23 protein-coding genes are annotated in these 21,200 nt (G+C 65.1%); 10 read left to right on the plus strand and 13 right to left on the minus strand.

The window, feature by feature from the left end; all coding sequences use genetic code 11:
• Positions 1 to 3: 3 nt before the first annotated feature.
• Both GL300_RS14080 and GL300_RS14085 read right to left on the minus strand, forming a co-directional pair.
• The gene (locus tag GL300_RS14080; RefSeq protein WP_155040284.1) at positions 4 to 504 is read right to left on the minus strand and encodes a V4R domain-containing protein; all 501 of its coding nucleotides are present in this window, start codon (positions 502 to 504) and stop codon (positions 4 to 6) included.
• Positions 501 to 1,691: an acyl-CoA dehydrogenase family protein gene (locus GL300_RS14085; protein WP_211595089.1), complete on the minus strand. Its 1,191-nt coding sequence runs from the start codon at positions 1,689 to 1,691 to the stop codon at positions 501 to 503. The genes GL300_RS14080 and GL300_RS14085 overlap by 4 nt, the downstream gene beginning before the upstream one ends.
• 476 nt (positions 1,692 to 2,167) lie before the next feature.
• Between GL300_RS14085 and GL300_RS14090 the strand changes: the two genes are divergently transcribed.
• The 3 genes from GL300_RS14090 (at position 2,168) to GL300_RS14100 (ending at position 3,664) form a co-directional block, all read left to right on the plus strand.
• Positions 2,168 to 2,683: a MarR family winged helix-turn-helix transcriptional regulator gene (locus tag GL300_RS14090; RefSeq protein WP_155040286.1), complete on the plus strand. Its 516-nt coding sequence runs from the start codon at positions 2,168 to 2,170 to the stop codon at positions 2,681 to 2,683.
• 24 nt (positions 2,684 to 2,707) lie between these two features.
• The gene (locus GL300_RS14095; protein WP_155040287.1) at positions 2,708 to 3,091 is read left to right on the plus strand and encodes a VOC family protein; all 384 of its coding nucleotides are present in this window, start codon (positions 2,708 to 2,710) and stop codon (positions 3,089 to 3,091) included.
• An 87-nt stretch (positions 3,092 to 3,178) separates the two neighbouring features.
• A complete protein-coding gene (locus GL300_RS14100) occupies positions 3,179 to 3,664 on the plus strand; it encodes a MarR family winged helix-turn-helix transcriptional regulator (RefSeq protein WP_155040288.1) in 486 nt (161 codons plus the stop codon).
• A 6-nt stretch (positions 3,665 to 3,670) separates the two neighbouring features.
• Here the strand turns inward: GL300_RS14100 and GL300_RS14105 are convergent, their stop codons facing one another.
• The 8 genes from GL300_RS14105 to GL300_RS14140 are packed head-to-tail and all read right to left on the minus strand — an operon-like array spanning position 3,671 to position 10,359.
• Positions 3,671 to 4,165 carry a flavin reductase family protein gene (locus GL300_RS14105; protein ID WP_155040289.1) on the minus strand — a complete coding sequence of 165 codons (495 nt, stop codon included), beginning with the start codon at positions 4,163 to 4,165 and terminating at the stop codon, positions 3,671 to 3,673.
• A gap of 12 nt (positions 4,166 to 4,177) precedes the next feature.
• Positions 4,178 to 5,143 carry a PDR/VanB family oxidoreductase gene (locus GL300_RS14110; RefSeq protein ID WP_155040290.1) on the minus strand — a complete coding sequence of 322 codons (966 nt, stop codon included), beginning with the start codon at positions 5,141 to 5,143 and terminating at the stop codon, positions 4,178 to 4,180.
• An 8-nt stretch (positions 5,144 to 5,151) separates the two neighbouring features.
• Positions 5,152 to 5,898, minus strand: coding sequence for an SDR family NAD(P)-dependent oxidoreductase (locus GL300_RS14115; protein ID WP_246195187.1), 747 nt, complete (start codon positions 5,896 to 5,898; stop codon positions 5,152 to 5,154).
• An 11-nt stretch (positions 5,899 to 5,909) separates the two neighbouring features.
• A complete protein-coding gene (locus tag GL300_RS14120; protein WP_246195188.1) occupies positions 5,910 to 6,398 on the minus strand; it encodes an aromatic-ring-hydroxylating dioxygenase subunit beta in 489 nt (162 codons plus the stop codon).
• A 5-nt stretch (positions 6,399 to 6,403) separates the two neighbouring features.
• Positions 6,404 to 7,669 carry an aromatic ring-hydroxylating oxygenase subunit alpha gene (locus tag GL300_RS14125; RefSeq protein ID WP_155040293.1) on the minus strand — a complete coding sequence of 422 codons (1,266 nt, stop codon included), beginning with the start codon at positions 7,667 to 7,669 and terminating at the stop codon, positions 6,404 to 6,406.
• Positions 7,670 to 7,683: 14 nt separating this feature from the next.
• Positions 7,684 to 8,046, minus strand: coding sequence for a hypothetical protein (locus tag GL300_RS14130; protein ID WP_155040294.1), 363 nt, complete (start codon positions 8,044 to 8,046; stop codon positions 7,684 to 7,686).
• A gap of 22 nt (positions 8,047 to 8,068) precedes the next feature.
• Positions 8,069 to 9,214, minus strand: a complete 1,146-nt coding sequence (locus GL300_RS14135) for an acyl-CoA dehydrogenase family protein (RefSeq protein ID WP_155040295.1) — start codon at positions 9,212 to 9,214, stop codon at positions 8,069 to 8,071.
• On the minus strand, positions 9,211 to 10,359 hold the full coding sequence (locus GL300_RS14140; protein WP_155040296.1) for an amidase: 1,149 nt from the start codon (positions 10,357 to 10,359) through the stop codon (positions 9,211 to 9,213). The genes GL300_RS14135 and GL300_RS14140 overlap by 4 nt, the downstream gene beginning before the upstream one ends.
• A 400-nt stretch (positions 10,360 to 10,759) precedes the next feature.
• On the opposite strand from GL300_RS14140, the gene GL300_RS14145 reads away from it, so the two are divergent.
• From GL300_RS14145 to GL300_RS14175, 7 genes are all read left to right on the plus strand, one after another.
• A complete protein-coding gene (locus tag GL300_RS14145; protein WP_155040297.1) occupies positions 10,760 to 11,323 on the plus strand; it encodes a nuclear transport factor 2 family protein in 564 nt (187 codons plus the stop codon).
• A gap of 272 nt (positions 11,324 to 11,595) precedes the next feature.
• The gene (locus GL300_RS14150) at positions 11,596 to 12,573 is read left to right on the plus strand and encodes a Bug family tripartite tricarboxylate transporter substrate binding protein (RefSeq protein ID WP_155040298.1); all 978 of its coding nucleotides are present in this window, start codon (positions 11,596 to 11,598) and stop codon (positions 12,571 to 12,573) included.
• A 63-nt stretch (positions 12,574 to 12,636) separates the two neighbouring features.
• Positions 12,637 to 13,098 carry a tripartite tricarboxylate transporter TctB family protein gene (locus tag GL300_RS14155; protein ID WP_155040299.1) on the plus strand — a complete coding sequence of 154 codons (462 nt, stop codon included), beginning with the start codon at positions 12,637 to 12,639 and terminating at the stop codon, positions 13,096 to 13,098.
• 3 nt (positions 13,099 to 13,101) lie between these two features.
• Positions 13,102 to 14,607: a tripartite tricarboxylate transporter permease gene (locus tag GL300_RS14160; RefSeq protein WP_155040300.1), complete on the plus strand. Its 1,506-nt coding sequence runs from the start codon at positions 13,102 to 13,104 to the stop codon at positions 14,605 to 14,607.
• Positions 14,608 to 14,675: 68 nt separating this feature from the next.
• Positions 14,676 to 15,680 carry a LacI family DNA-binding transcriptional regulator gene (locus GL300_RS14165; protein ID WP_211595095.1) on the plus strand — a complete coding sequence of 335 codons (1,005 nt, stop codon included), beginning with the start codon at positions 14,676 to 14,678 and terminating at the stop codon, positions 15,678 to 15,680.
• A gap of 189 nt (positions 15,681 to 15,869) precedes the next feature.
• Entirely contained in the window at positions 15,870 to 16,892 is a 1,023-nt protein-coding gene (locus GL300_RS14170; protein ID WP_155040301.1) for a four-carbon acid sugar kinase family protein, read from the plus strand.
• Entirely contained in the window at positions 16,892 to 17,611 is a 720-nt protein-coding gene (locus tag GL300_RS14175; protein ID WP_155040302.1) for a FadR/GntR family transcriptional regulator, read from the plus strand. The genes GL300_RS14170 and GL300_RS14175 overlap by 1 nt, the downstream gene beginning before the upstream one ends.
• Before the next feature lie 3 nt (positions 17,612 to 17,614).
• Here GL300_RS14175 and GL300_RS14180 read toward each other — a convergent pair whose 3' ends face one another.
• From GL300_RS14180 to GL300_RS14190, 3 genes are read right to left on the minus strand one after another with little or no spacing between them, the layout of a single operon-like run.
• Positions 17,615 to 18,727: an iron-containing alcohol dehydrogenase gene (locus tag GL300_RS14180; RefSeq protein ID WP_155040303.1), complete on the minus strand. Its 1,113-nt coding sequence runs from the start codon at positions 18,725 to 18,727 to the stop codon at positions 17,615 to 17,617.
• A 23-nt stretch (positions 18,728 to 18,750) separates the two neighbouring features.
• The gene (pdxA, locus tag GL300_RS14185; protein ID WP_155040304.1) at positions 18,751 to 19,701 is read right to left on the minus strand and encodes a 4-hydroxythreonine-4-phosphate dehydrogenase PdxA; all 951 of its coding nucleotides are present in this window, start codon (positions 19,699 to 19,701) and stop codon (positions 18,751 to 18,753) included.
• On the minus strand, positions 19,698 to 20,894 hold the full coding sequence (locus GL300_RS14190; RefSeq protein WP_155040305.1) for a sialidase family protein: 1,197 nt from the start codon (positions 20,892 to 20,894) through the stop codon (positions 19,698 to 19,700). The genes pdxA and GL300_RS14190 overlap by 4 nt, the downstream gene beginning before the upstream one ends.
• Between the last annotated feature and the right edge of the window lie 306 nt (positions 20,895 to 21,200).

Consider the following 21,200-nt stretch of genomic DNA (forward strand, 5'->3'; position numbering starts at 1 on the left):
GGGTCAGCTGAGGGTGAAGCGGCATTCCGCCCCGCCGCATTGCGCGGCGCAGCTGGTTTCGGCCACGACGACCCCGCCGGGGATCACATGGGTCGCAAGCGCCGTCAGGATGCCAAGGATCGGGGCGCAGGCCGGCCCGTCCGAGGGCGCGGCCAGTCCGGCGGCGAAGGGGCTGTTGGTCACGGTGACGTCGAAGCCGCCGCCGTCGCGCGGGGTCATGGCCCAGACGCCCCAGCCCAGTTCGGCCGAGGTGGCGATGACGGTCTGGACCAAGGCGGCCATGTCTCCCGGTGCGCTGGCCTTGTAGGCGGCCAGCGAGCGGCCGCCGAATTCCGCGACCGAGGCCGCCAGCGCCGTCAGCGCCTGATGGCGGGCGGGGACGGGCAGTCGGTCGAACATCCCCATCAGCGCGTCCGGGCGCATGGTCAGGTAGCGGATCGCCCCATCGCGCAGTTCACCGCGCGGGGAATCGATCACCAGCCGCTCGCGAAAGCCCGCGCTCATGGATAGCCCGCCGGGGCGGGCAGACCCGCCAGCACCGCGCCCGCCTGTTCCAGCGTCGCCTCGGACAGGGCCGCGTGCTGGGTCACCACCATCGCGTCACGCAGGATATGTTGCAGCCGGTGGCTGCGCTGCGCCGCGGCCATGCCGGCGATGCGGTAGCAATCCTGCACCACCTTGGCCGAGGCATGGGCGGCATGGGTCGCGGACAGCCGCAGTTGGTTCGTCAGATCCAGCGGAACCGGATCACCCGCCAGCAGGAAATCCCATGCCCGTTCGGCACTGTCATAGAAGAACAGCCGGGCGCTGCGGAACTGGGCCTCGGCCTGTGCCAGATGGGTGCGGAAATAGGCGCGATCAGCCAGCCGCGCGGCATTAGGCATGATCTTGGCCCCGCCTGACATTTGCGTCGTCAGGTCCAGTGCCGCCCGCGCCAGCCCGATATTCACCGCCGCATGAACTTGCGCCTGATAGGCAAGGGCGGGATAGTGATAGAGCGGCTCGTCTATGGTCGAGGCCGCGCCGCGCCCGCAGATCCAGTCATCGGCAAAGAACTTGTCCACGACCTTGACGTCATGGCTGCCGGTGCCCTGCATGCCCATGACGTTCCAGCTTTCGACGATTTCGACCTGATCCGCCGGGCAGACCGCCATCTGGGCGACGGTTGCTGCGCCATCCGCGCCGGGAATGGACATGCCGACGCCGATCCAGTCCGCGCCCATGCAGCCGCTGGCAAACCGCCAATGGCCGCTGACCGTCCAGCCGCCATTGGCGCGGGTGGCGGGGTGCAGCGGATAAAGCCCGCCCGCATAGACCTGATCCGGCCCTTCGGCATAGATCACCGCCTGCGTTTCGGGCGGCAGCGCCGCGATATAGGTATTGGCCGAGCCAAAAGCCGCGACCCATCCGGCCGAGCCATCGACCTGCGCGATCCGCTCGACCATGGGCAGGAACAGATGCGGGGCCAGCGCGTCGCCGCCGAAACGGGCGGGCGTCGAGGCGCGAAAGATCCCCGCCCGCTTCATCTGGGCGATCACGTCGCGGGGCACATGCCGCAGGCGGTCGAATTCGTCCCGGCGTGCCTGCACCATATCCAGAAGCGCGCGAAACTCGGCCTCGGTGCTGTCTTCGCGGGTGGCGGCAGGGGTAATCGGTCCCGCCGCGGTCGTTACGTTGTCAGAAAGATACATGGGCTGCATCCAAGGGCTAAGTTGAAGTTGGCAGGGCGCGCCTTGCTGCCATCGAAAAAGCCAAGTGACGGATGGGTCCAATTAATAATTCGTAATCCAGTCATGAATGTGATGCATGGGGGTGGTACGCGGGAGTTATCTAAAGCCTAAGAAACCCCCTCCATTGCTTTGTATTTTAACGTGAAAAGTGGTGTTTTTGTAGCGCGGGCTACGCCAGACCCGCTGCCTCAGGATCAGGCAAGGTATGACGCGATACCGTTCGTGATGCGCGATTTCGCTGCCCATTCGCTATGCGTTGCATAGGATCGGGGCAGGCCGGTGACCCTGTTCCGCGGCCGGTTTATTTGCCCGCGCCCTGCGCGAATGCGCTTTGCTTTACGTTCCACTTCATTTAATTCTTCGTTAACCGCCTGAATTTCATGGCGCGCGGTCTGGTCTCATGACCGATCCAACCTGCTGGCCGGAGCAAACGCATCATGCGCGCAAGCGATCCCTTGCCCCTTCCCGACTCGGGTGCCGAGCGGCTTCTGGGCGTGGGGAGGATGCGGCCGCAATGGCCGTTCTACTGGATATCGCGCGTGAACCAGCGCTATGCCGATACCTTGCAGGCAAGGCTGCGGACGCTGGATCTGGACGTGTCGCGCTGGCGGGTGCTGATGTCGCTGCATGAGGACGAGCAACTCAGCGTATCCGAGATCGCGGATTTCGCGGTGCTGAAGCTGAGCACGACGACCAAGATCGTGCAGCGGCTGGCGCAGGACGGTCTGGTCACGACCAGTCCGCGCACCAATGACGCCCGCGTCACCGATGTGCGGCTGACCGAGGCGGGCGACCTGCTGCGACTGCGCGCCCGCGAGCATGCCGAAGCCGTCCTGGCCAGTGCCTTTGGCACCAATGACGCCGATGACCTTGCCGGTCTGAACGAGCTGTTGGAAAAGGTCTTCGACCGGCTCGGCGATGCCGATCCCGCCTCGCGGCGCGGCCGGAAATGATCCCTTAGGAAACGGAAAACCCTGATGCCTGCAACCCATGCCTATGTCGAACACACCGCCTTTCGCGTGCGCGCCATCGCGCCGCTGGTCACCTATTTCCGCGATGTGCTGGGCATGACCGTGACGCAGGTGGACGGCGATCCGGCCGCGCCGCGTCAGGTCTGGCTGCTGGGCGGGGTGCAGATGATCGAGGACCCGCATTTCGACGGTAATGAAGGCCGCTTCGGCCATCTGGGCATCGTCTGCGAAGATGTCCCCGCCGCGATCGAGGCCACGCTGGCGCATGGCGGACGCTCGACCGAAAAGGGGCCGCATTGGATGGTGCTGCCCGACGGGTTGTTTCTGGAATTCATGCCGCAGAAGAATGAGGCCGTGCAGAAAATCCGGGCTCTTGATCCGCGTGGCTAAGGGCCGCTTGCCCCATCAATTCGTCACGTCTAGCTTGGGCGCCAGCGCCGTGCCCAAGCTGTGCCTTACCGCCTATCAGGGTGTCCGATGACAGACCAAGCCCCCCTTCACCGCGCCGAGCCCGAAATGATCAGCGGGCAGGTCCGGCACATGAAGAAGAACTGGCCCTTCTACTGGATCTCACGCGTGAACGCCCGCTATGTGCAGGTGCTTGAGCGGCGATTGAAGCCGATCGGTCTGGACATGCCGCGCTGGCGGGTGCTGATCTCGTTGTATGAGGAGGAATATCTCAGCGTCTCGCAGATCGCCGAACACAGCGTGATGCGGCTGAACACGGCGACCAAGGTGGTGCAGCGGCTGACGGCGGACGGCATGGTCACCACCCGTGTCAGCCCCAGCGATGGCCGCGTGACCGAGGTCACTCTGACTCCCGAAGGCGACCGCATGCGCGGCCTGGCCCTGCAGCAGGCAGAGCGCATCCTGGCCGCGTCCTTCATCAATATCACGCCCGAGGAACTGGCCGCGCTGAACGGCCTGTTGCAAAAGGTGATGACCCGTCTGGACGAGATCTAGGCCGGGCTATTCAGCCGCATGCAGGTGGTGGAAGCCGCGCCCGAACCAGATCAGGCTTTCGGGCCGGTCTGGCGACAGCGACACCGCCTGAACCGCGCAGGTCAGGACGGAATGCGAGCCGACTTCGCGGACATCTGCGATGCGGCAGTCAAAGGCCACTTCGGCATCGCCAAGAACCGGTGCGCCGGTCGACAGCACCTTCCAGTCGTGACCGGCAAAACGGTCCTCGGCCCCGCGTCCGGCAAAGGCCCCGGACAGGTCGCGATGCCGCCCGCCCAGCACGTTGACCGCGACCACACCGTTTTCGACGAACAGGTCGTGGCTACGGTTTTGCCGGTTTACACAGACGATCAGCGTCGGCGGGTTGTCGGTCACCGACACCACCGCCGAGGCGGTCATCCCGTGCCGACCCGCCGGACCGTCCGAGGTCAGCACGGTGATCGCGGCCCCCAGACGGCTCATCCCCTCGCGGAAGGCGGTGGATTCAGACGATTGGCTCATGTCCCTGTCCTCCTAGATGTCCAGCACCAGTCGCGCCCCGCAGGCGCGAGAGCAGCAGGCGCAGATCTGGTCGCCATCCTCGCGCTCCTCATCGGTGAGGAAGCGGTCGCGGTGGTCGATTTCGCCGTCCAGCACGTCGGTGACGCAGGTGCCGCAGACGCCTTCCTCGCATTTGACGGTGACCTTGATCCCGGCGCGGGCCAGGGCCTTGGCGATGGTGTCCTGCGGACCGACGGTGACCGTGATGCCCGAACGCTCGGCCACGACTTCGAAACTGTCGCCGGTGGCGTCGACCTCGGCCGAGAAATATTCGCGGTGGATGCGGTCATTCGGATAGCCCGCCGCCTCGGCCGAGGCGATCACCCAATCCATGAAGCCCTGCGGCCCACAGACATAGACATGCGCGCCTGACGCTGCCGGGGGCAGGGCGGCCGCGATGTCCAGCTTGGTTTCGGGCTGGTCGTCATGATGGTGGATGACCCGAGCGGTGAAGCCGCTGGCGGCGATCTCATCGCCAAAGGCGGTGACGCTGGCCGAGCGGGTACAGTAATGCAGCTGGAAGTCGCGGCCCAAGGCCTGAAGCCTGCGCGCCATGGCGATCATCGGGGTGACGCCGATGCCGCCGCCAAACAGGATGCTTTGCGGCGCGTCCTCGGCCAGCGGGAACAGGTTGCGCGGCCCTTCGATGTCGAACCGAGCGCCCTCAATGGCGATGCGGTGCAGCGTTTCCGAACCGCCCCGGCTTTCGGGATCGCGCAGGACGCCGATTTCATAAAAGCCGGTCTCGGACGGGTCCGAGCAGATCGAATATTGCCGCCACAGATCGGTCGCGCCGTCCTGAACGCGGATGTCCAGATGCGCGCCGGCGGTAAAGGCGGGCAGGGCCGCGCCGTCCGCCGCCCGCAGACGCAGCCGGGCGATATTGCCCGGCTCGTCGATGCGACGATCAAGGATCAGACTCATGGTCGTTTGGGTCATATCAAGGCTCATCGCATGTAGATCCCACCATTGACGTCCCAACAGGCGCCGTTGACGAAATAGGCCGCAGGCCCGCAAAGCATGGCCACCAGATCGGCGACAAAGACCGGCTCGCCCAGCTTGCCGACCGGGATCGCGGCCGCCGCTTTCTCCAGATTGTCGCCCAGAACCGCGCGCACCATCGGCGTGTCCATCGGGCCGGGGGCAATCGCATTGCAGGTGACGCCATGGGCGGCAAGGTCGCGGGCAAAGATCTTGGTCAGGGTCAGGATCGCGCCCTTCGAGGCCGCGTAATGCGCCCCGGTGGCCGTACCGCCATTCTGCCCCGCCAGCGAGGCCATGTTGACGATCCGGCCGTAGCCCTGTTCCTTGAAATGGCGGCCAAAGATCTGGCAGCCGGCAAAGGTCCCGCCCGCATTCACCGCCATGATGCGGTTGAACTCAAGCGGATCGATCTCCAGCACCGGCTGCACGGCGGTGGCGGCGGCGTTGTTCACCAGCACCTCGCACGAGCCCCAGCGTTCGGTGATCTTGTCCAGAACCGCCTGAAAGTCTTCAGGTTTGGAGACGTCCAGCGTCGCGGTCACCGCCGTTTCACCGGCAAGGTCCAGTTCCGAGGCCAGCGCCTGCGCCGGGCCTTGGTCGATATCGGCGATGACGACCCGGAAACCGGCCTTGTGCAAGGCGCGGGTGGCGATGGCGCCAAAGCCATTCGCCCCGCCCGTCACCACGGCGGTCTGGATCGCTTCGGGCAAGGGCGCCGCCATCAGAACAGATAGCTGAACGAATTCAGCATCCCGTCAGAGTTCAGCAGGCGGACGATCTTGTCCTGAATGCGGAAGCCGCCATCCACGCGGACCAGCCGGTGGGTGACATTGGCGGCCCAGACGCGCTGGCGGCCGAACTTGTCCTCAATCACATGCTCGGCGCTGCGGACGGTCAGGCGATCACCCTCGGCCAGGTCGATCACGATGCGCGACACCGTGCGGATGGTTTCCGCAGGCGGGGCCGAGGAAATCGAGAAGCCCGCCTGAAACCGCGCGATCCGGTCGCGGCGCATCTTGTCATTGTCGTAGCAAAGGTTCAGCGCATCGGCCAATTCCGCGTCCGGCGTGTCGCCGATCGGCAGGACGTAATGGCCCTTGCCCGACCACAGCGCCAGCCATGCGTCGTAATCCTTGCGGTCCAGCAGATCGGCCTCGTGCCACAGAAAGCCCGTGACATCGGTAAGAAGCGTGCTGGAGATCCTGCTCATGTCGTTCATTTCGACATCATCCTTTTCCACATGTCATAGGCGGCGCGCATGCCGGTTTCGGCCGAGATATGGCCCAAGGGACCGTCCGGGCCGGGGCGTTCATCGACCAACCCGCGATTGACGAGGATCTTCAGATCATGCCCGCCCTTGGTGCCGCGCTGGACGCGTTCCCAGACTTCGGCATCGTCGGGCGAACCAAAGCCCATCGGGCCCTGGAAGTGTTCGTGCAGGCGCAGACGGGCACGGTTTGCCGCCGCAGGTCCGCCCTCCATGCCGATGGCGATGTGGCGGATTTCGGTTTCCTCGACATTCACCGGGCGCAGCACGCGGAAGAACGCCAGCGAGAAGGAGACGTTCGGGAACAGGTTCAGGTTGAAGCCCGCCCCGCCAACGGCGCGGACGATCTTTTTCACCTGATCCTCGGGATAGCCCTCGTCGCGCAGTTCCTGCGCCAGTTCGGTGAAGCGTTCCGGGATCGGCGCGTCAAGATTGTCGTCCAGATCGACCAGTTCGGGGATCATCACCATGACCGAATGGCCATTGCCCAGATCCTCGACATAGCCCTTGCCGGTTTCGAGGAACTCGAACATCTCTTCGGTCTCGCCGTCCAGCGACTGCATGAAGGACTTGTGGACGACCGGGAAGTGATAGGCGTCGGTGGTGTTTTCCAGCTGCACCTTCCAGTTCATCGGCACTTTGAACTGGTGCTCGCCCAGAACCTTGACCGGGAAGCCGCCGCCCTGCTTCATGAACAGGTCAATCCATTTCGTCACCGGGCCGAGAAAATCGACCAGCGGCTCGATCTGCTCGTTGAAGGTGGCGAAGATCATGCCGTTGTAGGTTTCGGTATGCAGGCGCTGCAGACCGTGCTGGGCCTTGTCGAAATCGTCGCCGTATTGTTCCGGATAGGGCAGCGCGCGCAGGCTGCCGTCCAGCCCGTAACCCCAGCCATGATAGGGGCACTGGAAGGAACTGGTCTTGCCCTTCTTGACCTCGCAGACCGTCGCCGCGCGGTGGCGGCAGCGGTTGACCATCACATGCACCTTGCCCTTGCGGTCGCGCACGACGATCACCGGCTCCTTGCCGACCGAGGACAGCTTGAAGCTGCCCTTATCGGGGACCTCGGTGTCATGGGCGACCCAGACCCAGGTGTTCTTGAAGATGCGCTCCATCTCGACATCGAACAGCGCGGGGTCTTCATACATCGAGGTGGCGACCTGCGCGTTGTCGTAAAGCGCGTCCAGATCGTAAACGGGGGTATCCAGCGTCATGGCTGCCTCGCGGATCAGAGTTGGGGGATTTCAAGCGCGCGGCCCATCCGGGCCTCGACGCGCATGTATTTCCACAGGCGGTGGTTCTGGTCGTCGGTCTGGATCGTGCGCAGCAGGTTGCAGGCGGCGATCACGGCCTCACGGTCGGGGAAATCGGCCATGATGTACCAGGTCGGCGGGAAGGACGGCGAGGTGCCGACCTGCGTCTGGTCGTCATCCAGCGTGCCAAGGACGGTGGTGCCGGGGATCTTGGCGACTTCGGCCATCAGCGTTTGCGTGGCCTTCCAAACCGGGCCGATCTTGTCGAAGGGCAGGTCGAAAAAGGCGGGCTGCATGGCAAAGCACAGCAGCGTGCGGATCGGGGCTTTCTCGGTCATCTTGTCTCTCTTGTTCTGAATTTCAGGGAAAGCCGGGGGGCGTCTTTTCGCCGAACATGGCGGCGCCGGCGGCGGTCCATGTCCCCGCGGCCATGAAGGCGTGCTGGGCGACGCAGGCTGCATCGACCATGATCCGGCCCAGCGGGTGTCCGCGCACCATCGCGCCGGTGCCGCCCATGACAAAGGCCATGCGGGCGATCTCGGCGGCTTCCTCGGCGGCATGCGTTGCCGCCATGCGCAGGCGGATATGGGTCTCGCGGTCGACCGAGGGCGCATGGGCCAGTTGGTCCCATGCCGTCTCGATGATGTCGAAGAACTGGGCGCGGGCACCGGCCAGACGGGCCTCGGCGCGGGCAAGGCTTTCCTGCACATGCGGGCGCGCGCCGGGGCTGGGGGCCCCGGTGATCGAGGCGCGGTTGGCGGCGTCCGAGCGCACCCAGTCCAGCGCCTCGCGCGCGGTGCCCAGACCCACCACTGCCAGCACCTGCGCGGCCAAGGCCATGGCCGGATAGCGGAAGATGCGGTCCTCCATCGCGGATTTAGCGCCGCGCACGAAGGTCCATTCCGGGGCGACGACGACCTTGTCGACGACGATGTCATGGCTGCCGGTGGCGGTCAGACCGATCGTGTCCCATGTCTCATCGATGGTCACGAGGGCGCGTGGCATGACGGCGGTGCGGGGCAGGGGCGCATCCTCGCCCTCGATCTTGATGCCCGCGCCGATCAGGTCGGCGGCCATCGAGCCCGAGCCATAGGGCCAGCGCCCCGAGACCTCGAAGCCGCCCTCGACCCGGCGCGCGGGTTGCGGCGGGAACATCGCACCGGCAAAGACCGTGTCGGGATCGGCGCGGAAGATCGTGGCATAGGTCTCGACCGGCAGGGCGGCCAGATAGGTCGAGGACACGCCAAAGCTTGCGACCCAGCCAGCCGAGGCATCGGCGGTCGAAATCGTCTCGATCATCCGCAGGAAGGCGGCCGGAGAGATCTCGTCCCCGCCAAAACGGGAGGGCACGAAGGCGCGATAGATGCCGGCGCGGCGGAAACCCTCGACGATATCGCGGGGGATATGGCGCAGGGTTTCGAATTCGCCGCGCCGGGCGCGGATCTGGGCCAGCAGGTCGGCAAGGCCGGCATGGGCTGCGGGCCTAAGGCTGAGGACTTCATTCATGCGGTCAGTTCCTTGGTCGCAAGGGCGGTCAGTCGCGGTTCAAGCCAGCGGGCGATGGCGCAAAGCCGGGCGTCGTCATGCATCCGGCCGACGATCTGGACCCCGGCAGGCAGGCCATCCGCAGTGCGGATCGGCAGGACCAGCGCCGGATGGCCCGACAGGTTGAAGGGCCGCAGGAAGCGGGTCAGCGGCAGGACGGTATTCGGGTCCGTCGCCTCGGCCAGGGTCGGGGGCACGACGGGCAGAGCGGGCAGGATCAGCGCGTCGCAGCCCTCAAGCGCGGCATCGACCTGAAGGGCAAAGGCGCGGCCGATTTCGCGCGCGGCATCGACCGCATCAGCCGAAACCTTGGCCCCACCTGCGATCCGGGTGCGAACGTCGGCACCGATCAGGTGCTGCGGCAGATGGGCAAAGGCGGCGGCGGTTTCGGCGGCGATCACGGTCATACCCGCGGCAAAGGCCTGATCCAGCAGCGACAGCGTGGCGGCATCCAGCGCCAGATCACCCACCGGGGCAAAGGCCGCGTCGATATTCGCATCCGACGCGACCGCGATGCGGCGCAGACGCGGGGCGTGGGTCAGGGCTGTGGGACGGAAGGTCGGGTCCATCAGCGTCATCGCGGCCTCGATCCCCGCCGCATCGCGGGCAAAGGGGCCGATGCAGTCCAGCGAGCTGTCGGCGGGCGTTGCCCCCTTGCGCGAGATACGGCCAAAGCTGGGTTTCAGCCCGGCAATGCCGCAGCAGATCGCGGGCTGGCGGATCGAGCCACCGGTATCGGTGCCGATGGCGAAATCGACTGTGCCAGCCGCCACCGCCACCGCCGAACCCGAGGACGAGCCTCCGGGAATGCGGTCGGGCCAGTTCGGGTTCAGCGGCGTCCCGGTAAAGGCGTTCACCCCGGTCATGCCGAAGGCCAGCTCGTGCATATTGGCCTTGCCCAGAATGCGCGTGCCTTGGGCCAGAACGGCTTCCACCACCTCGGCATGGGCAGCCGCTGGGGCCGCATCCGCCAGTGCCGCCGAGCCGCAGCCCGAAACCATGCCCGCGATGTCGATGCAGTCCTTGACGACAAGGCTGGGACCATCGCCGCCCAGCGTGAAACGCGCCACCAGCGCGTGATCGGGAAAGTGTGCCTGGGTCGCCATGACAGCTCCTTGGGTGCGACCACGGGTCGCGGTGACTTCACTTGTTACGTGAAAATTACCGCAAAAAAGGAATCGGTCAACGCAGATTCGTTATCGGAAACGAAAATAATGATTTATTATCAGTACGTTGAATGTGATTTTTCCGCCGCCCTGAAGAGGGTGCGTGACATGCGGCATGGCATGAAGGGGCGGGCGCATGACCTGCCTGTCCTTATGCTACTCATTACATTCCTTTTCACGCAATAAGAATCTTGCGCATTGGCGCTGGTTTCCGGTTCTGCCTGTGCAAACGCCACGCCTGCGCGAAATTAATTCACTAATCGCGTGAAAATTACCGCTTGATTCGTGATGAACTCGCGCTCTAGCCTGTCCGCATCATCCCGAAACCCCGGAGAATCCCATGTCCGTTATGGAAGACAGCAGGCTTTCCAGCCTGATCGCCCGCGTCGAGGTGCTTGAGGCCGAGGCCGAGATTCGCCGCATTCAGGCGCGCTACATGTTCCTGTGCGACACGCCCATGCCGGAATTCGGCGTGACCACCGATGCCGAGCGGATCGACCTGATCATGGAGCTGTATGCCGAGGATGCCATCTGGGAAGGCGTCGGCGAATACTATCAGGGCCAGTTCGGGCAGGCGGTCGGCGCCCCCGCCATCCGCAAGCATTTCGAGGCTTTCTGGGGCGAGAAGAAAGAGCCCGAGCTGCTGCTGAACTGCCATTACCTGACCTCGGAACAGATCCACGTCCATGGTGACACGGCGGATGGGCAATGGGTCCATATGCAGCCCTGGCTGTTTTCCGACGGCAAGGCGCTGCTGCGCTCCTCGCGGCTGAACAACACCTTCCGCAAGCAGGACGGCCGCTGGCTGATCACCCGGACGCGGACCGAGAACGTGTTCATCGCGCCGCTCTCGCCGGGCTGGGCATCGGATTATCCGCGCGCATCGGTGCTGATGAAGCCCTGATCCGGGGAATACGTGCCCTAAGGCTGTTGTGACCGCATCAACATAGCGGGCGCTACAGATCGAATGCCGATGGCTGGCCCGTATGCTGGGCCAGCCATAAAAATTTGGGCCGTCGCTGACGGGATGCGCCATGAGTTGCGTCCGCGACCGTTCAGTTTTGGGCATGGTGCCCATAGCAGAAACGAAAGTTCTTGACGGAGTCGGTCGGGCTGATCGAAACTTCATGCATGCGCATGCATACGGGGAATTGCAGCGCATTCAGGGAGGAAGACATGAACAAATTCATTACTGCAGCGGCGGGTTTCGCCGTTGCTTTCGGTGCGCTTGCCGGTCCGGTCATGGCGCAGGATTACCCCGCCAAACCCGTCACGCTGATCGTGCCCTTTCCGCCGGGCGGGGCCAGCGACACCATTGGCCGCGTCACCACGCAAGCCATGCAGGAGGGTTTCGGCCAATCCATCGTGGTCGAGAACAAGCCGGGCGCGAATGGCGCAATTGGCGCCGCCTCGGTCGCCCGCAGCGCGCCGGATGGCTACACGCTGATCGCGGCCTCGATCGGGACTTTCGGCATCAACCCGGCGCTGCGTTCCGATCTGGAATACGATCCGCGCAAGGATCTGGACATGCTGACGATCGCGGTCCGCACGCCCAACGCGCTGGTCACGCGCCCCGGTCTTGGCGTCAAGACGGTCGAGGAGCTGGTGGCGAAACTTAAAGCCGAGCCGGACACGCTGACCTTTGCCTCGTCGGGGACGGGGTCCTCGGACCACCTGACTGCCGAGCTGTTCTGGCAAACCAGCCAGACCTCGGGTATCCACGTTCCCTACAAGGGCGGCGGGCCGGCCCAGACCGACCTGATGGGCGGCCATGCCGACGTATCCTTCCAGAACCTTGGCAACATCGCCAACTATGTCCGCGAGGGCAAGATGGAGATGCTGGCGATCACCGCCGACCAGCGCTCGCCCGATTTCCCGGACGTGCCGACGATGAAGGAGCTGGGTTTCGACGGGCTTGAGGTCTATTCGTGGCAGGCCTTTGCCGCGCCCAAGGGCACCCCGCCAGAGATCCGCGCCAAGCTGGCCGAGGGTCTGACCGCCGCGCTGAAATCCCCTGCCGTCACCGAGCAGTTCGGCAAGATGGGCTTTGCCGTCGTCGCCAATGATCCGACCGAGGCCGATGCCTTTGTCGCGGCGGAAATCGACCGCTGGTCGAAGGTCGTCAAGGACGGCGACATCAAGCCCGAGCAGTAAGCCTGCCTTCCGTGCCGCCCGACCGTGGCGGCACGGACCATCTGCACGGCTTGCGAGGACAGAATGAAATCGACTTACCAGACCAAGGATTTCTGGGCCGGATGCGTCTATGTGGCGATCGGCCTTGCGGCGATCCTGATTGCGCAGGATTATAAAATGGGCACTGCCGCCCGCATGGGCGCGGGTTATTTCCCGCGCGTACTCAGTGGGTTGCTGATGCTGATCGGGCTGGCCTCGATCCTGCGGGCATTCCTGCAGCCCGGGGAAAGGGTGGAACGCATCCAGCTGCGCCCGATGTTGCTGATCGTCGGATCGACGCTGATTTTTGCAGCCAGCGTGCGCTATCTGGGCACCGTGATCGCCGTGCCGCTGATGGGGCTTCTGGCGGCCTCGGCCAGCCGGATGTTTCGCATCACCGTCCCCGCCTTGGTCGGGCTGGCGCTGCTGACCGCCTTTTGCACCATCGTCTTTCAAATGGGGCTTGGCGTCCCGCTGCCGATCCTTGGCAGCCTGTTCGGAGGCTGACGCATGGAGCTGATCCAAAATCTGGGCCTTGGCTTTGCCACCGCCTTCAGCGTCGCCAACCTTGCCTATTGCCTGATCGGCGTTTTCCTTGGCACGGCCATCGGCGTGCTGCCGGGGTTGGGGCCGGTCGCGACCATCGCCATGCTGCTGCCGGTGACCTTCGGCCTGTCGCCGGAAACCGCGCTGATCATGCTGGCGGGGATTTTCTATGGCGCGCAATATGGCGGCTCAACCACGGCGATCCTTGTGAACCTGCCGGGTGAATCCTCCAGTGTCGTCACCGCCATCGACGGCTACCAGATGGCGCGGCAGGGCCATGCTGGTAAGGCGCTGGCCACCGCGGCCATCGGGTCCTTCATTGCGGGCACGGTGGCGACGGTCGTCATCGCCCTGATCGCACCCGCCTTGGCCGAGGTCGCGCTGGCTTTCGGCCCGCGGGAATATTTCTCGTTGATGGTGCTGGGGCTGGTGGCCTCGGTCGTGTTGGCCAGCGGCTCCTTGCTGCATGCGGTGGGGATGATCGTGCTGGGCCTGCTGCTGGGCCTGATCGGGACCGACGTGAATTCGGGCGTCATGCGCTATACCTTTGGCCGGGATGAGATGGCCGACGGCATCAGCTTTGTCGTCGTCGCCATGGGCATGTTCGGCATTGGCGAGATCCTGTCCAATCTGGAAAGCGAAGCCAGCCGCAGCATCCTTGCCCGCAAGGTCGAGGGGCTGATGCCCACCCGCGCCGATCTGCGCCGGATCATGGCCCCGGTGGCGCGCGGCACCGGCATCGGCTCGCTTCTGGGTATCCTGCCGGGGGGCGGGGCGATGCTGGCGTCCTTTGCGGCCTATGCGCTGGAAAAGAAGGTGTCGCGCACGCCCGAACGCTTCGGCCACGGCGCGATCGAAGGCGTGGCCGGACCGGAATCCGCGAATAATGCCGCGGCCCAGACCAGCTTCATTCCGATGCTGACGCTGGGGATTCCGTCGAATCCGACGATGGCGCTGATGATCGGGGCGATGATCATGCAGGGCATCCAGCCGGGGCCGGGGGTGATCTCGGATCAGCCGGCGCTGTTCTGGGGGCTGATCGTGTCGATGTGGATCGGCAATGTCATGCTGCTGGTGCTGAACCTGCCGCTGATCGGTCTATGGGTGCGGATGATCGGGATTCCCTATCATTTCCTGTATCCCTGCATCATTTTCTTCTGCGTGATCGGGGTGTTCAGCATCAACAACGCCACCTTCGACATCTGGCTGATGGCGCTGTTCGGGGTCGCGGGCTACATCCTGCGCAAGCTGGATTGCGAACCGGCGCCACTGCTGCTGGGCTTCGTCCTTGGCCCGATGCTGGAAGAACACCTGCGCCGCGCCATGCTGATTTCCAAGGGCGATCCGACCGGCTTCCTGACCAGCCCGATCAGCGCGACCCTGCTGGCGCTGGCGGTGGCGCTGCTGATCAGCATCCTGCTGCCCGCCATCCGCAGCAAGCGCGAGGAGGCATTTCAGGAAGAGGACTGATCCTGTCCGGGCGGGCTTGCGCTGCGGCCCGCCCTTGGCGACAAGTCTGTGTCAGGCAGGGGCGCAGCATGAGCGACACGATCCAGCAAAAGGTGACGATGGCGACGATCGCGCAACTGGCGGGCGTCACCCAGCCCACGGTCTCGCGCGCGTTCAACCACCCCGAGATGCTGCAACCCGAAACGCTGGAACGCATCATGCAGGCGGTCAACCAGACCGGCTATGTCCCGAATATGGTGGCGCGCAGCCTAGCCTCCAGCCGGACCCGGCTGCTGGCGGCGATCGTGCCGATGCTGAGCAACGTGGTCTATTCCTCGTTCCTGAAGCCCTTTACGGCGCGAATGCGCGAGGCGGGTTATCAGACCATGCTGTTCGAAAGCGGCTTTTCCCTGCAAGAGGAGGAGCGTCTGGTCGAAATGGCCATCGCCCGTCGACCCGATGGCATCCTGCTGACCGGTGCCACCCATTCCGAGACCTGCCGCCGCCACCTTCGCAGCGCCGCGATCCCGGTGGCCGAGGTCTGGGATCTGGCAGACGATCCGATCGACCTGTGCGTCGGCTTTTCGCATGACGAATCCGCCCGCCATGCCGCGCGCTACCTGATCGGCAAGGGGCACTGCCGTTTCGCGGTGATTTCCGCCAATGACGAACGCGCCTATCGCCGCCGCGAGGCCTTTTCCCAGACCCTCGCTGCCGCCGGGCTGGAACTGCCACGGCGCGTGGACCTGCCCAGTTCGGCCAGCATCGGGCAGGGCAAGGCCGCTTTCGGGGCGCTTCTGGAAAGTGGCTTCGACCAGGGCGCGATCTTCTGCAGCTCGGACATCATCGCCCATGGCGTGCTGATCGAGGCGGCCCGGCGCGCCGTCGACGTCCCCGGCCGCATCGCGGTCATGGGCTTTGGCGATCAGGATTTCGCGGCCGAGATCATGCCGCCCTTGACCTCGGTGCAGATCGACCGGCAAAGGCTGGGCGAAGAGGCTGCGCGGCTGTTGCTGGCCCGGATCGAGGGCAGAGAGGCGACGCCCGCCCGCATCGATATCGGTTTCGGAATCATCGCCCGCGATACCGCCTGATCTATGCTTGTTGTAAAGAAATGCGCTCCGCAAAACACCCAAGGTTCGACCTTGATTTGATGAACTATTGCAATGCATCGCGCCGTAGGACGTACGCCTATTTGACAACATATTCCGACTGATCCAGACTGGCCGGAACAAAAACCGGGAATGGATCATGGCCGGACCAACGACAGACAGGGTGCGTGGATGAGCGGGCCGCAACTTGCCATCATCGCCGATGACCTGACCGGGGCGCTGGATTCCTCGGCGCCTTTTGCCGGGCGCGGGTTGCGCGTGACCGTGGCCTTGGGGGCCGAGCATCTGGCGCTGGCATTGGCCGCCCAGCCCGATGTGATCGCCGTGACCACCGGCAGCCGGGAAATCCCCGCTGATGCCGCGACTGACGCTGTGCGCCGCGCGGTCGCGGGCCTGCCTGCGGTGCGGATCTTCAAGAAGGTGGACAGCCGCCTCAAGGGCCACGTCGCGGCCGAACTTGACCCCATCCCCTTCCGTCGCGCGCTGATGGCCCCGGCAATCCCGGAATTCGGGCGCATCGTCCGGGGCGGTTGCCTGATGGGCTTTGGCGTCCCGGTGCCGATCCCGGTGGCGACCAGCCTCGGTCGTCATGCGGCACAGGCCGAAATTCCCGATACCGAGACTGCCGAGCAGATGCGCGCGGCGCTGGAAGGCACCTCGGCTGACCTGCTGATCGGTGCGCGCGGATTGGCCGAGGCGCTGGCCGTCCAGATGACCGGCCGCGCGGCCGGTGCGCCTGCGACATTGCCGGGGCCGGCTGCGCTGTTCGTCATCGGCTCGCGCGATCCGATCACGCTGGAGCAGGTGGCGCGCCTGCGTGAGGCAGGCGGCTTTTTGCATGTCGATGCGCCGAATGGCACGCCGGACCGATCCCTGCCGGATGCGGATCGGCTGCTGGTGCAGGCGCAGCCGGGCGCGGCCCCGGCATCGGGGCATGAGGTCGGCGTGCATCTGGCCTGTGCCGTCGCACCCCTGCTGCGACCGGGCATGGGCACGGCGCTGCTGACCGGCGGCGCCACCGCCGAGGCAGTGCTGCGCCACCGCGCCGTTCCCTTCCTGACGATCCGGGGGGAATGCCTGCCGGGGCTGGTGGCCTCGGATGCGGGTGGCTTGACGATCGTCACGAAATCCGGCGGTTTCGGAACGGATGACAGCCTGATCCGTCTGGCGGGCTTGATCGGCGAGGAAGGCTGATGGCACTGGAAAAACCCGCGGGCCGCAAGAGCCTTGGCGATATCGTCTTTGACCGCATCCATCGTGCGATCAAATCGGGGGCCTTCGCGCCCGACGAACGCCTGCCGACCGAACATGAGCTGGCCGCCGAGTTCGAAGTCTCGCGCCCCATCGTGCGCGAGGCGCTGCGTCGGTTGCGCGAACAGGGGCTAATCTATTCGCGACGCGGGGCGGGCAGTTTCGTGCGCTCGGTCGGGCTGAAGCAGCCCTTGGGCTTTGGCCAGCTGGAAAACGTCGCCGACCTGCTGAACTGCTACGAATTCCGCCTGACGCTGGAGCCTGCCGCCGCCGCCTGCGCGGCCAAGCGTCACGACCCCGAGACGCTTTCCGCCATCGCCGCCGCGCTGGAGTTGATGCGGGACGCGACCAACCGCCAGTCGCATCGCGAGGATGCCGATTTCCAGTTCCACCTTGCCATCGCCCGGGCCAGCGAAAACAGTTATTACTCGACCGCGATGGAGGCGCTGAAGGAACATATCGCCGTCGGCATGCGCTTTCACGGGGCCTCGGTGAAGCGTGAAAGCACCGGGCTGGTTCGGGTCTTTGACGAACATGCCCGGATCTATGATGCGATCAGCCGGGGCGATGGGGCGCTGGCGCAAAGCCTGATGCATGACCATCTGTCCGGCTCGCGCGAGCGCCTGTTTGAGCGCAGGAAGCCTGCGCCCGGCGATGAATAACCCCTAGAAAGCGGCGTGATAGATCGCCAGCGCCTCCTCGACCGACATGTCGCGGGGGTTGTTGTCCATCAACCGGCGGATGGCATGGGCGTCGCTGGCGAAGCGCGAAAGCTGATCGGGGCTTGCGCCATGCGCGGACAGCCGCATCTCGACCCCCAGATCGGCGCAGAAGCGATGTGCTGCGGGCAGCAAACCGTCTGCGGGATCAAGGCCAAGCGCGCGGGCGACCTCGGCAGTCTTTTCCGGCACCACGCTTTCATTGAAGGCCAGCACATGCGGAAAGATGATCGCATTGGCCAACCCATGCGGCAGATGCAGCAGCGTGCCCAGCGGATAGGCCAGCGCGTGGCCCGCCGCCGTATTGACCGGCCCAAGGCAGATCCCGCCATAGAATGAGGCCAGCATCAGCCCTTCGCGCGCTTCGGTGTCGGACCCGTCCTGCACCGCGCGGGCAAGGTAGCGGCCAACCAGATCGACGCCCATGCGGGCGAAGCCGTCGATGACGGGATGCGCCTTGCGGTTGGTAAACGCCTCGACGCAATGCGCCATGGCGTCGATCCCGGTGGCGGCGGTGACGGCGGGCGGCACGCTGAAGGTCAGTTCCGGGTCCAGCACCGCCAGATCGGCGATCAGATGCGGGCTTTCCACCGCGATCTTGTTGCCCGCGACGGGATCGGTGATCAGGGCACGGATGCCGGCCTCGGACCCGGTGCCGGCGGTGGTAGCGACCTGAACAAGGCGGCTTCGACGTCCGGCGACGCGGTTCGGCCCGGCGACATCGGCCAGCCCTTGTTCGCCGTCCCACATCGCCGCAACAAGCTTGGCCAGATCCATGACCGAGCCGCCGCCAAGCCCGACCACCAGATCGGGCTGCGCGTCACGTGCCGCCGTCAGTGCGGCTTCAAGGCAGGGGATATCAGGCTCGCCCGGAATGGCGTCAAAGACCGTCACATGGCCCGAAATCCCCAGCCGGTCCACTAAGCCCGCGGTATGGGGCGAGGCCAGCACCAGCACCCGTCCGGCATCGCCCGCCCATTCCCCGACCCTTGCGATGGCACCGGCGCCGATTTCCAGACGCTTGGGCATATGCAGGGTAATGTTTCGTGCCAAAGACATGCGGCTCTCCTTCGATGGGTGGGTCAGCTGCGCTTGCCGGCGACCAGTTTGCGGGCATAGGCGATGGCTTCGTTCATATTGCCGTGGTTCGCGATGCCCTTGCCGGCGATGTCAAAGGCGGTGCCATGATCGACCGAGGTGCGATCGATCGGCAGCTCGACCGAGACATTCACCGCCGTGTCAAAAGCCACCAGCTTGATCGGGATATGGCCCTGATCGTGATATTGCGCGACCACCAGATCGAAGCTGCCGGAGTAGGCGCGGTGGAACACCGTATCGGCCGAAATCGGGCCGTAAGCGTCGATGCCCTCGGCGCGGGCGGCAGCGACGGCGGGGGTGATCTGGTCGTCGTCTTCCGAGCCGAACAGACCGTTTTCACCGCAATGCGGGTTGATCCCCGCCACCGCGATGCGCGGGCTGTCATAGCCGATGCGTTGCAAATGGGCGTGGCCCGCCCGGATCGTCGCCAGCACCCGTTCTGTGGTGGCCCGTGCGATGGCCTCTTTCAGCGACACATGGGTCGAGACATGGATGACCTTCAGCCGCTCGGATGCCAGCAGCATATAGGCCGCCTTCGAGCCGGTCAGGCGGCGCAGCATTCCGGTATGGCCGTCATAGTGATGCCCGGCCAGATTCAGCGCCTCCTTGTTGATCGGCGCGGTGACGATGCAGCCGATCCGGCCCGCCTGCGCGTCCTGAACGGCGCGTTCGATGAAGCGAAACGCGGCATCTCCAGCAACGGGCGAAAGCTGTCCCCAGGGCAGGGGCGCGCCATCAATGGACAGATCAACGACATGGCCGGTCAGGTCCAGATCAAGGCCGCTGACCGTCTTGGCCGCTTCCAGCGTCACCAGATTGCCATAGATACGGGTGCGGGCGCGATCCTCGGGGGACATCTCGGCCAAGGCGCGGACACTGATTTCCGGCCCGACCCCGGCCGGGTCGCCCATGGTGATGCCGATGATCTCGCTCATGTCATGCTCCGTGCAGATTGGGCCCAGCCGGGCGACAGTCGGACATATTTGATGGCCCGCCGGTGATAGGTATAGGCAATATGCAGACTGCCATCCGGGGCTTCCAGCAGCCAGGGATAGGACAGTTCCTTGTTGCGCCCGTCGGTCGAGTCGTTCGAAGTGCAGGTGCCCGGCCCGTCCTCGATCACCAGCCGCAGCGGGAAGGTGTGGCCGCCATCCTCGGACAGGCAGACGGCGACCGGGGCGCGCGGCACGCCCCAGACGGGCACGCAGCCGCCGGTCGGATCGGCATCGGGGCGGGCGTCGTCTTCGCCCAGCTCGTCGTAAAGCGAGGCGCGGCGGTCGGTCGAGCTTGCCGCTGAGGAAAGGTTGCAGATCACCGCGATGCGGCCATCCGCCATCCGGATCGCGGCAATCGAGGAATTGTTGTTCGGCAGATCGGTCGGCTGCGGCGCAGACCAGCTTGTCCCGCCATCGCGCGACAGGCTGACATGCACGGCATCGGCCTGCCTGCGGCGGTAAAAGGCCGGGATGATACCCTCGCGGCCCTCGACCGGGCTCATATGGACCGAGCCGATGGAGTCAGGCACGTCGTCAAGCCGCCAGCTTGCGCCGCCATCGGTCGAAACCGCAACCGATGCGGTGTCATGGCTGCCGTTCCATTTCTGCCCCGGCCGCGAGACACAACGAAAGATCGGCAACAGCCACGCCCCGTCAGGGCGCAAAGTGACCCGCCCGCGAACGAAGCAACCGCGCGGCAATTCGTCCAGATAGCGGCCCGTCCCGGCGCTGAGCTGCAGCGGGTCCTGCGGATCGCGGGTCAGCGGGGCCATACGGATGCGGCACTCATCCTGATTGCCCGAAGGCTGCGAGGTGTGAAACAGCCACTGCCCGCCATCCGGCGCGGCAAAGATCACCGGGTTCTGTTCGGAATGCGCGGGATCATCGCTCAGGCGCAGGGCAGGGCCCCAGCTATCTGCCCCCGGCACCAGCACCGAGGCATGAATCGAGATATCCGATTTCCCCTCAAGCGTGCCGCCAAACCATGCGCAGACCAGCGCGCCATCGGGCAGCAGATGCAGGAAGGCCGCGTGGTTCTGGATCATGGGCGAGGGCAGCATGGCCTCGCTGCGGTCCTCCCCGACCGGGTGAAGCCTGCCCGTCATCGCGGCGGCGATTTCTGCCGGTGTCATCCTGCCCTCCCTTGCCGGTGACCGTTCTGTCGGTCGGACATTCGCCGCATGTTCATTCAGTTGTCAAGTTGATGATTGAATGAATGGGCCAGCAATCGGCCCCTCAATACGTAAAAAATTCCAATAAACTCGGGGGATATGCTCGATTCAAAAAATTCTTCGGCGCCATTAGTCAAACTTTCATTGACAACTTTGTCTGCTCTGGACAATCCTGCCCACAGAAGGCCGGGGGAGCGGCCGATACGGGCGGAGGGGGCAGGCCGGAAGCTGGCGTCCCGATCCGCTTATCATCCTTGGGGAGGACGC

The organism is Paracoccus litorisediminis (genome assembly GCF_009711205.1).
Lineage (GTDB): Bacteria > Pseudomonadota > Alphaproteobacteria > Rhodobacterales > Rhodobacteraceae > Paracoccus > Paracoccus litorisediminis.

Coding starts and splice junctions, on each gene's coding strand:
- GL300_RS14080 (WP_155040284.1), bottom strand. CDS start 504: ATGAGCGCGGGCTTTCGCGAGCGGCTGGTGATCGATTCCCCGCGCGGT.
- GL300_RS14175 (WP_155040302.1), top strand. CDS start 16,892: ATGGCACTGGAAAAACCCGCGGGCCGCAAGAGCCTTGGCGATATCGTC.
- GL300_RS14135 (WP_155040295.1), bottom strand. CDS start 9,214: ATGAATGAAGTCCTCAGCCTTAGGCCCGCAGCCCATGCCGGCCTTGCC.
- GL300_RS14120 (WP_246195188.1), bottom strand. CDS start 6,398: ATGAGCAGGATCTCCAGCACGCTTCTTACCGATGTCACGGGCTTTCTG.
- pdxA (WP_155040304.1), bottom strand. CDS start 19,701: ATGAGCGAGATCATCGGCATCACCATGGGCGACCCGGCCGGGGTCGGG.
- GL300_RS14105 (WP_155040289.1), bottom strand. CDS start 4,165: ATGAGCCAATCGTCTGAATCCACCGCCTTCCGCGAGGGGATGAGCCGT.
- GL300_RS14095 (WP_155040287.1), top strand. CDS start 2,708: ATGCCTGCAACCCATGCCTATGTCGAACACACCGCCTTTCGCGTGCGC.
- GL300_RS14085 (WP_211595089.1), bottom strand. CDS start 1,691: ATGTATCTTTCTGACAACGTAACGACCGCGGCGGGACCGATTACCCCT.
- GL300_RS14140 (WP_155040296.1), bottom strand. CDS start 10,359: ATGGCGACCCAGGCACACTTTCCCGATCACGCGCTGGTGGCGCGTTTC.
- GL300_RS14190 (WP_155040305.1), bottom strand. CDS start 20,894: ATGACACCGGCAGAAATCGCCGCCGCGATGACGGGCAGGCTTCACCCG.
- GL300_RS14125 (WP_155040293.1), bottom strand. CDS start 7,669: ATGACGCTGGATACCCCCGTTTACGATCTGGACGCGCTTTACGACAAC.
- GL300_RS14100 (WP_155040288.1), top strand. CDS start 3,179: ATGACAGACCAAGCCCCCCTTCACCGCGCCGAGCCCGAAATGATCAGC.
- GL300_RS14150 (WP_155040298.1), top strand. CDS start 11,596: ATGAACAAATTCATTACTGCAGCGGCGGGTTTCGCCGTTGCTTTCGGT.
- GL300_RS14145 (WP_155040297.1), top strand. CDS start 10,760: ATGTCCGTTATGGAAGACAGCAGGCTTTCCAGCCTGATCGCCCGCGTC.
- GL300_RS14155 (WP_155040299.1), top strand. CDS start 12,637: ATGAAATCGACTTACCAGACCAAGGATTTCTGGGCCGGATGCGTCTAT.
- GL300_RS14090 (WP_155040286.1), top strand. CDS start 2,168: ATGCGCGCAAGCGATCCCTTGCCCCTTCCCGACTCGGGTGCCGAGCGG.
- GL300_RS14180 (WP_155040303.1), bottom strand. CDS start 18,727: ATGTCTTTGGCACGAAACATTACCCTGCATATGCCCAAGCGTCTGGAA.
- GL300_RS14130 (WP_155040294.1), bottom strand. CDS start 8,046: ATGACCGAGAAAGCCCCGATCCGCACGCTGCTGTGCTTTGCCATGCAG.
- GL300_RS14165 (WP_211595095.1), top strand. CDS start 14,676: ATGAGCGACACGATCCAGCAAAAGGTGACGATGGCGACGATCGCGCAA.
- GL300_RS14170 (WP_155040301.1), top strand. CDS start 15,870: ATGAGCGGGCCGCAACTTGCCATCATCGCCGATGACCTGACCGGGGCG.
- GL300_RS14110 (WP_155040290.1), bottom strand. CDS start 5,143: ATGACCCAAACGACCATGAGTCTGATCCTTGATCGTCGCATCGACGAG.
- GL300_RS14160 (WP_155040300.1), top strand. CDS start 13,102: ATGGAGCTGATCCAAAATCTGGGCCTTGGCTTTGCCACCGCCTTCAGC.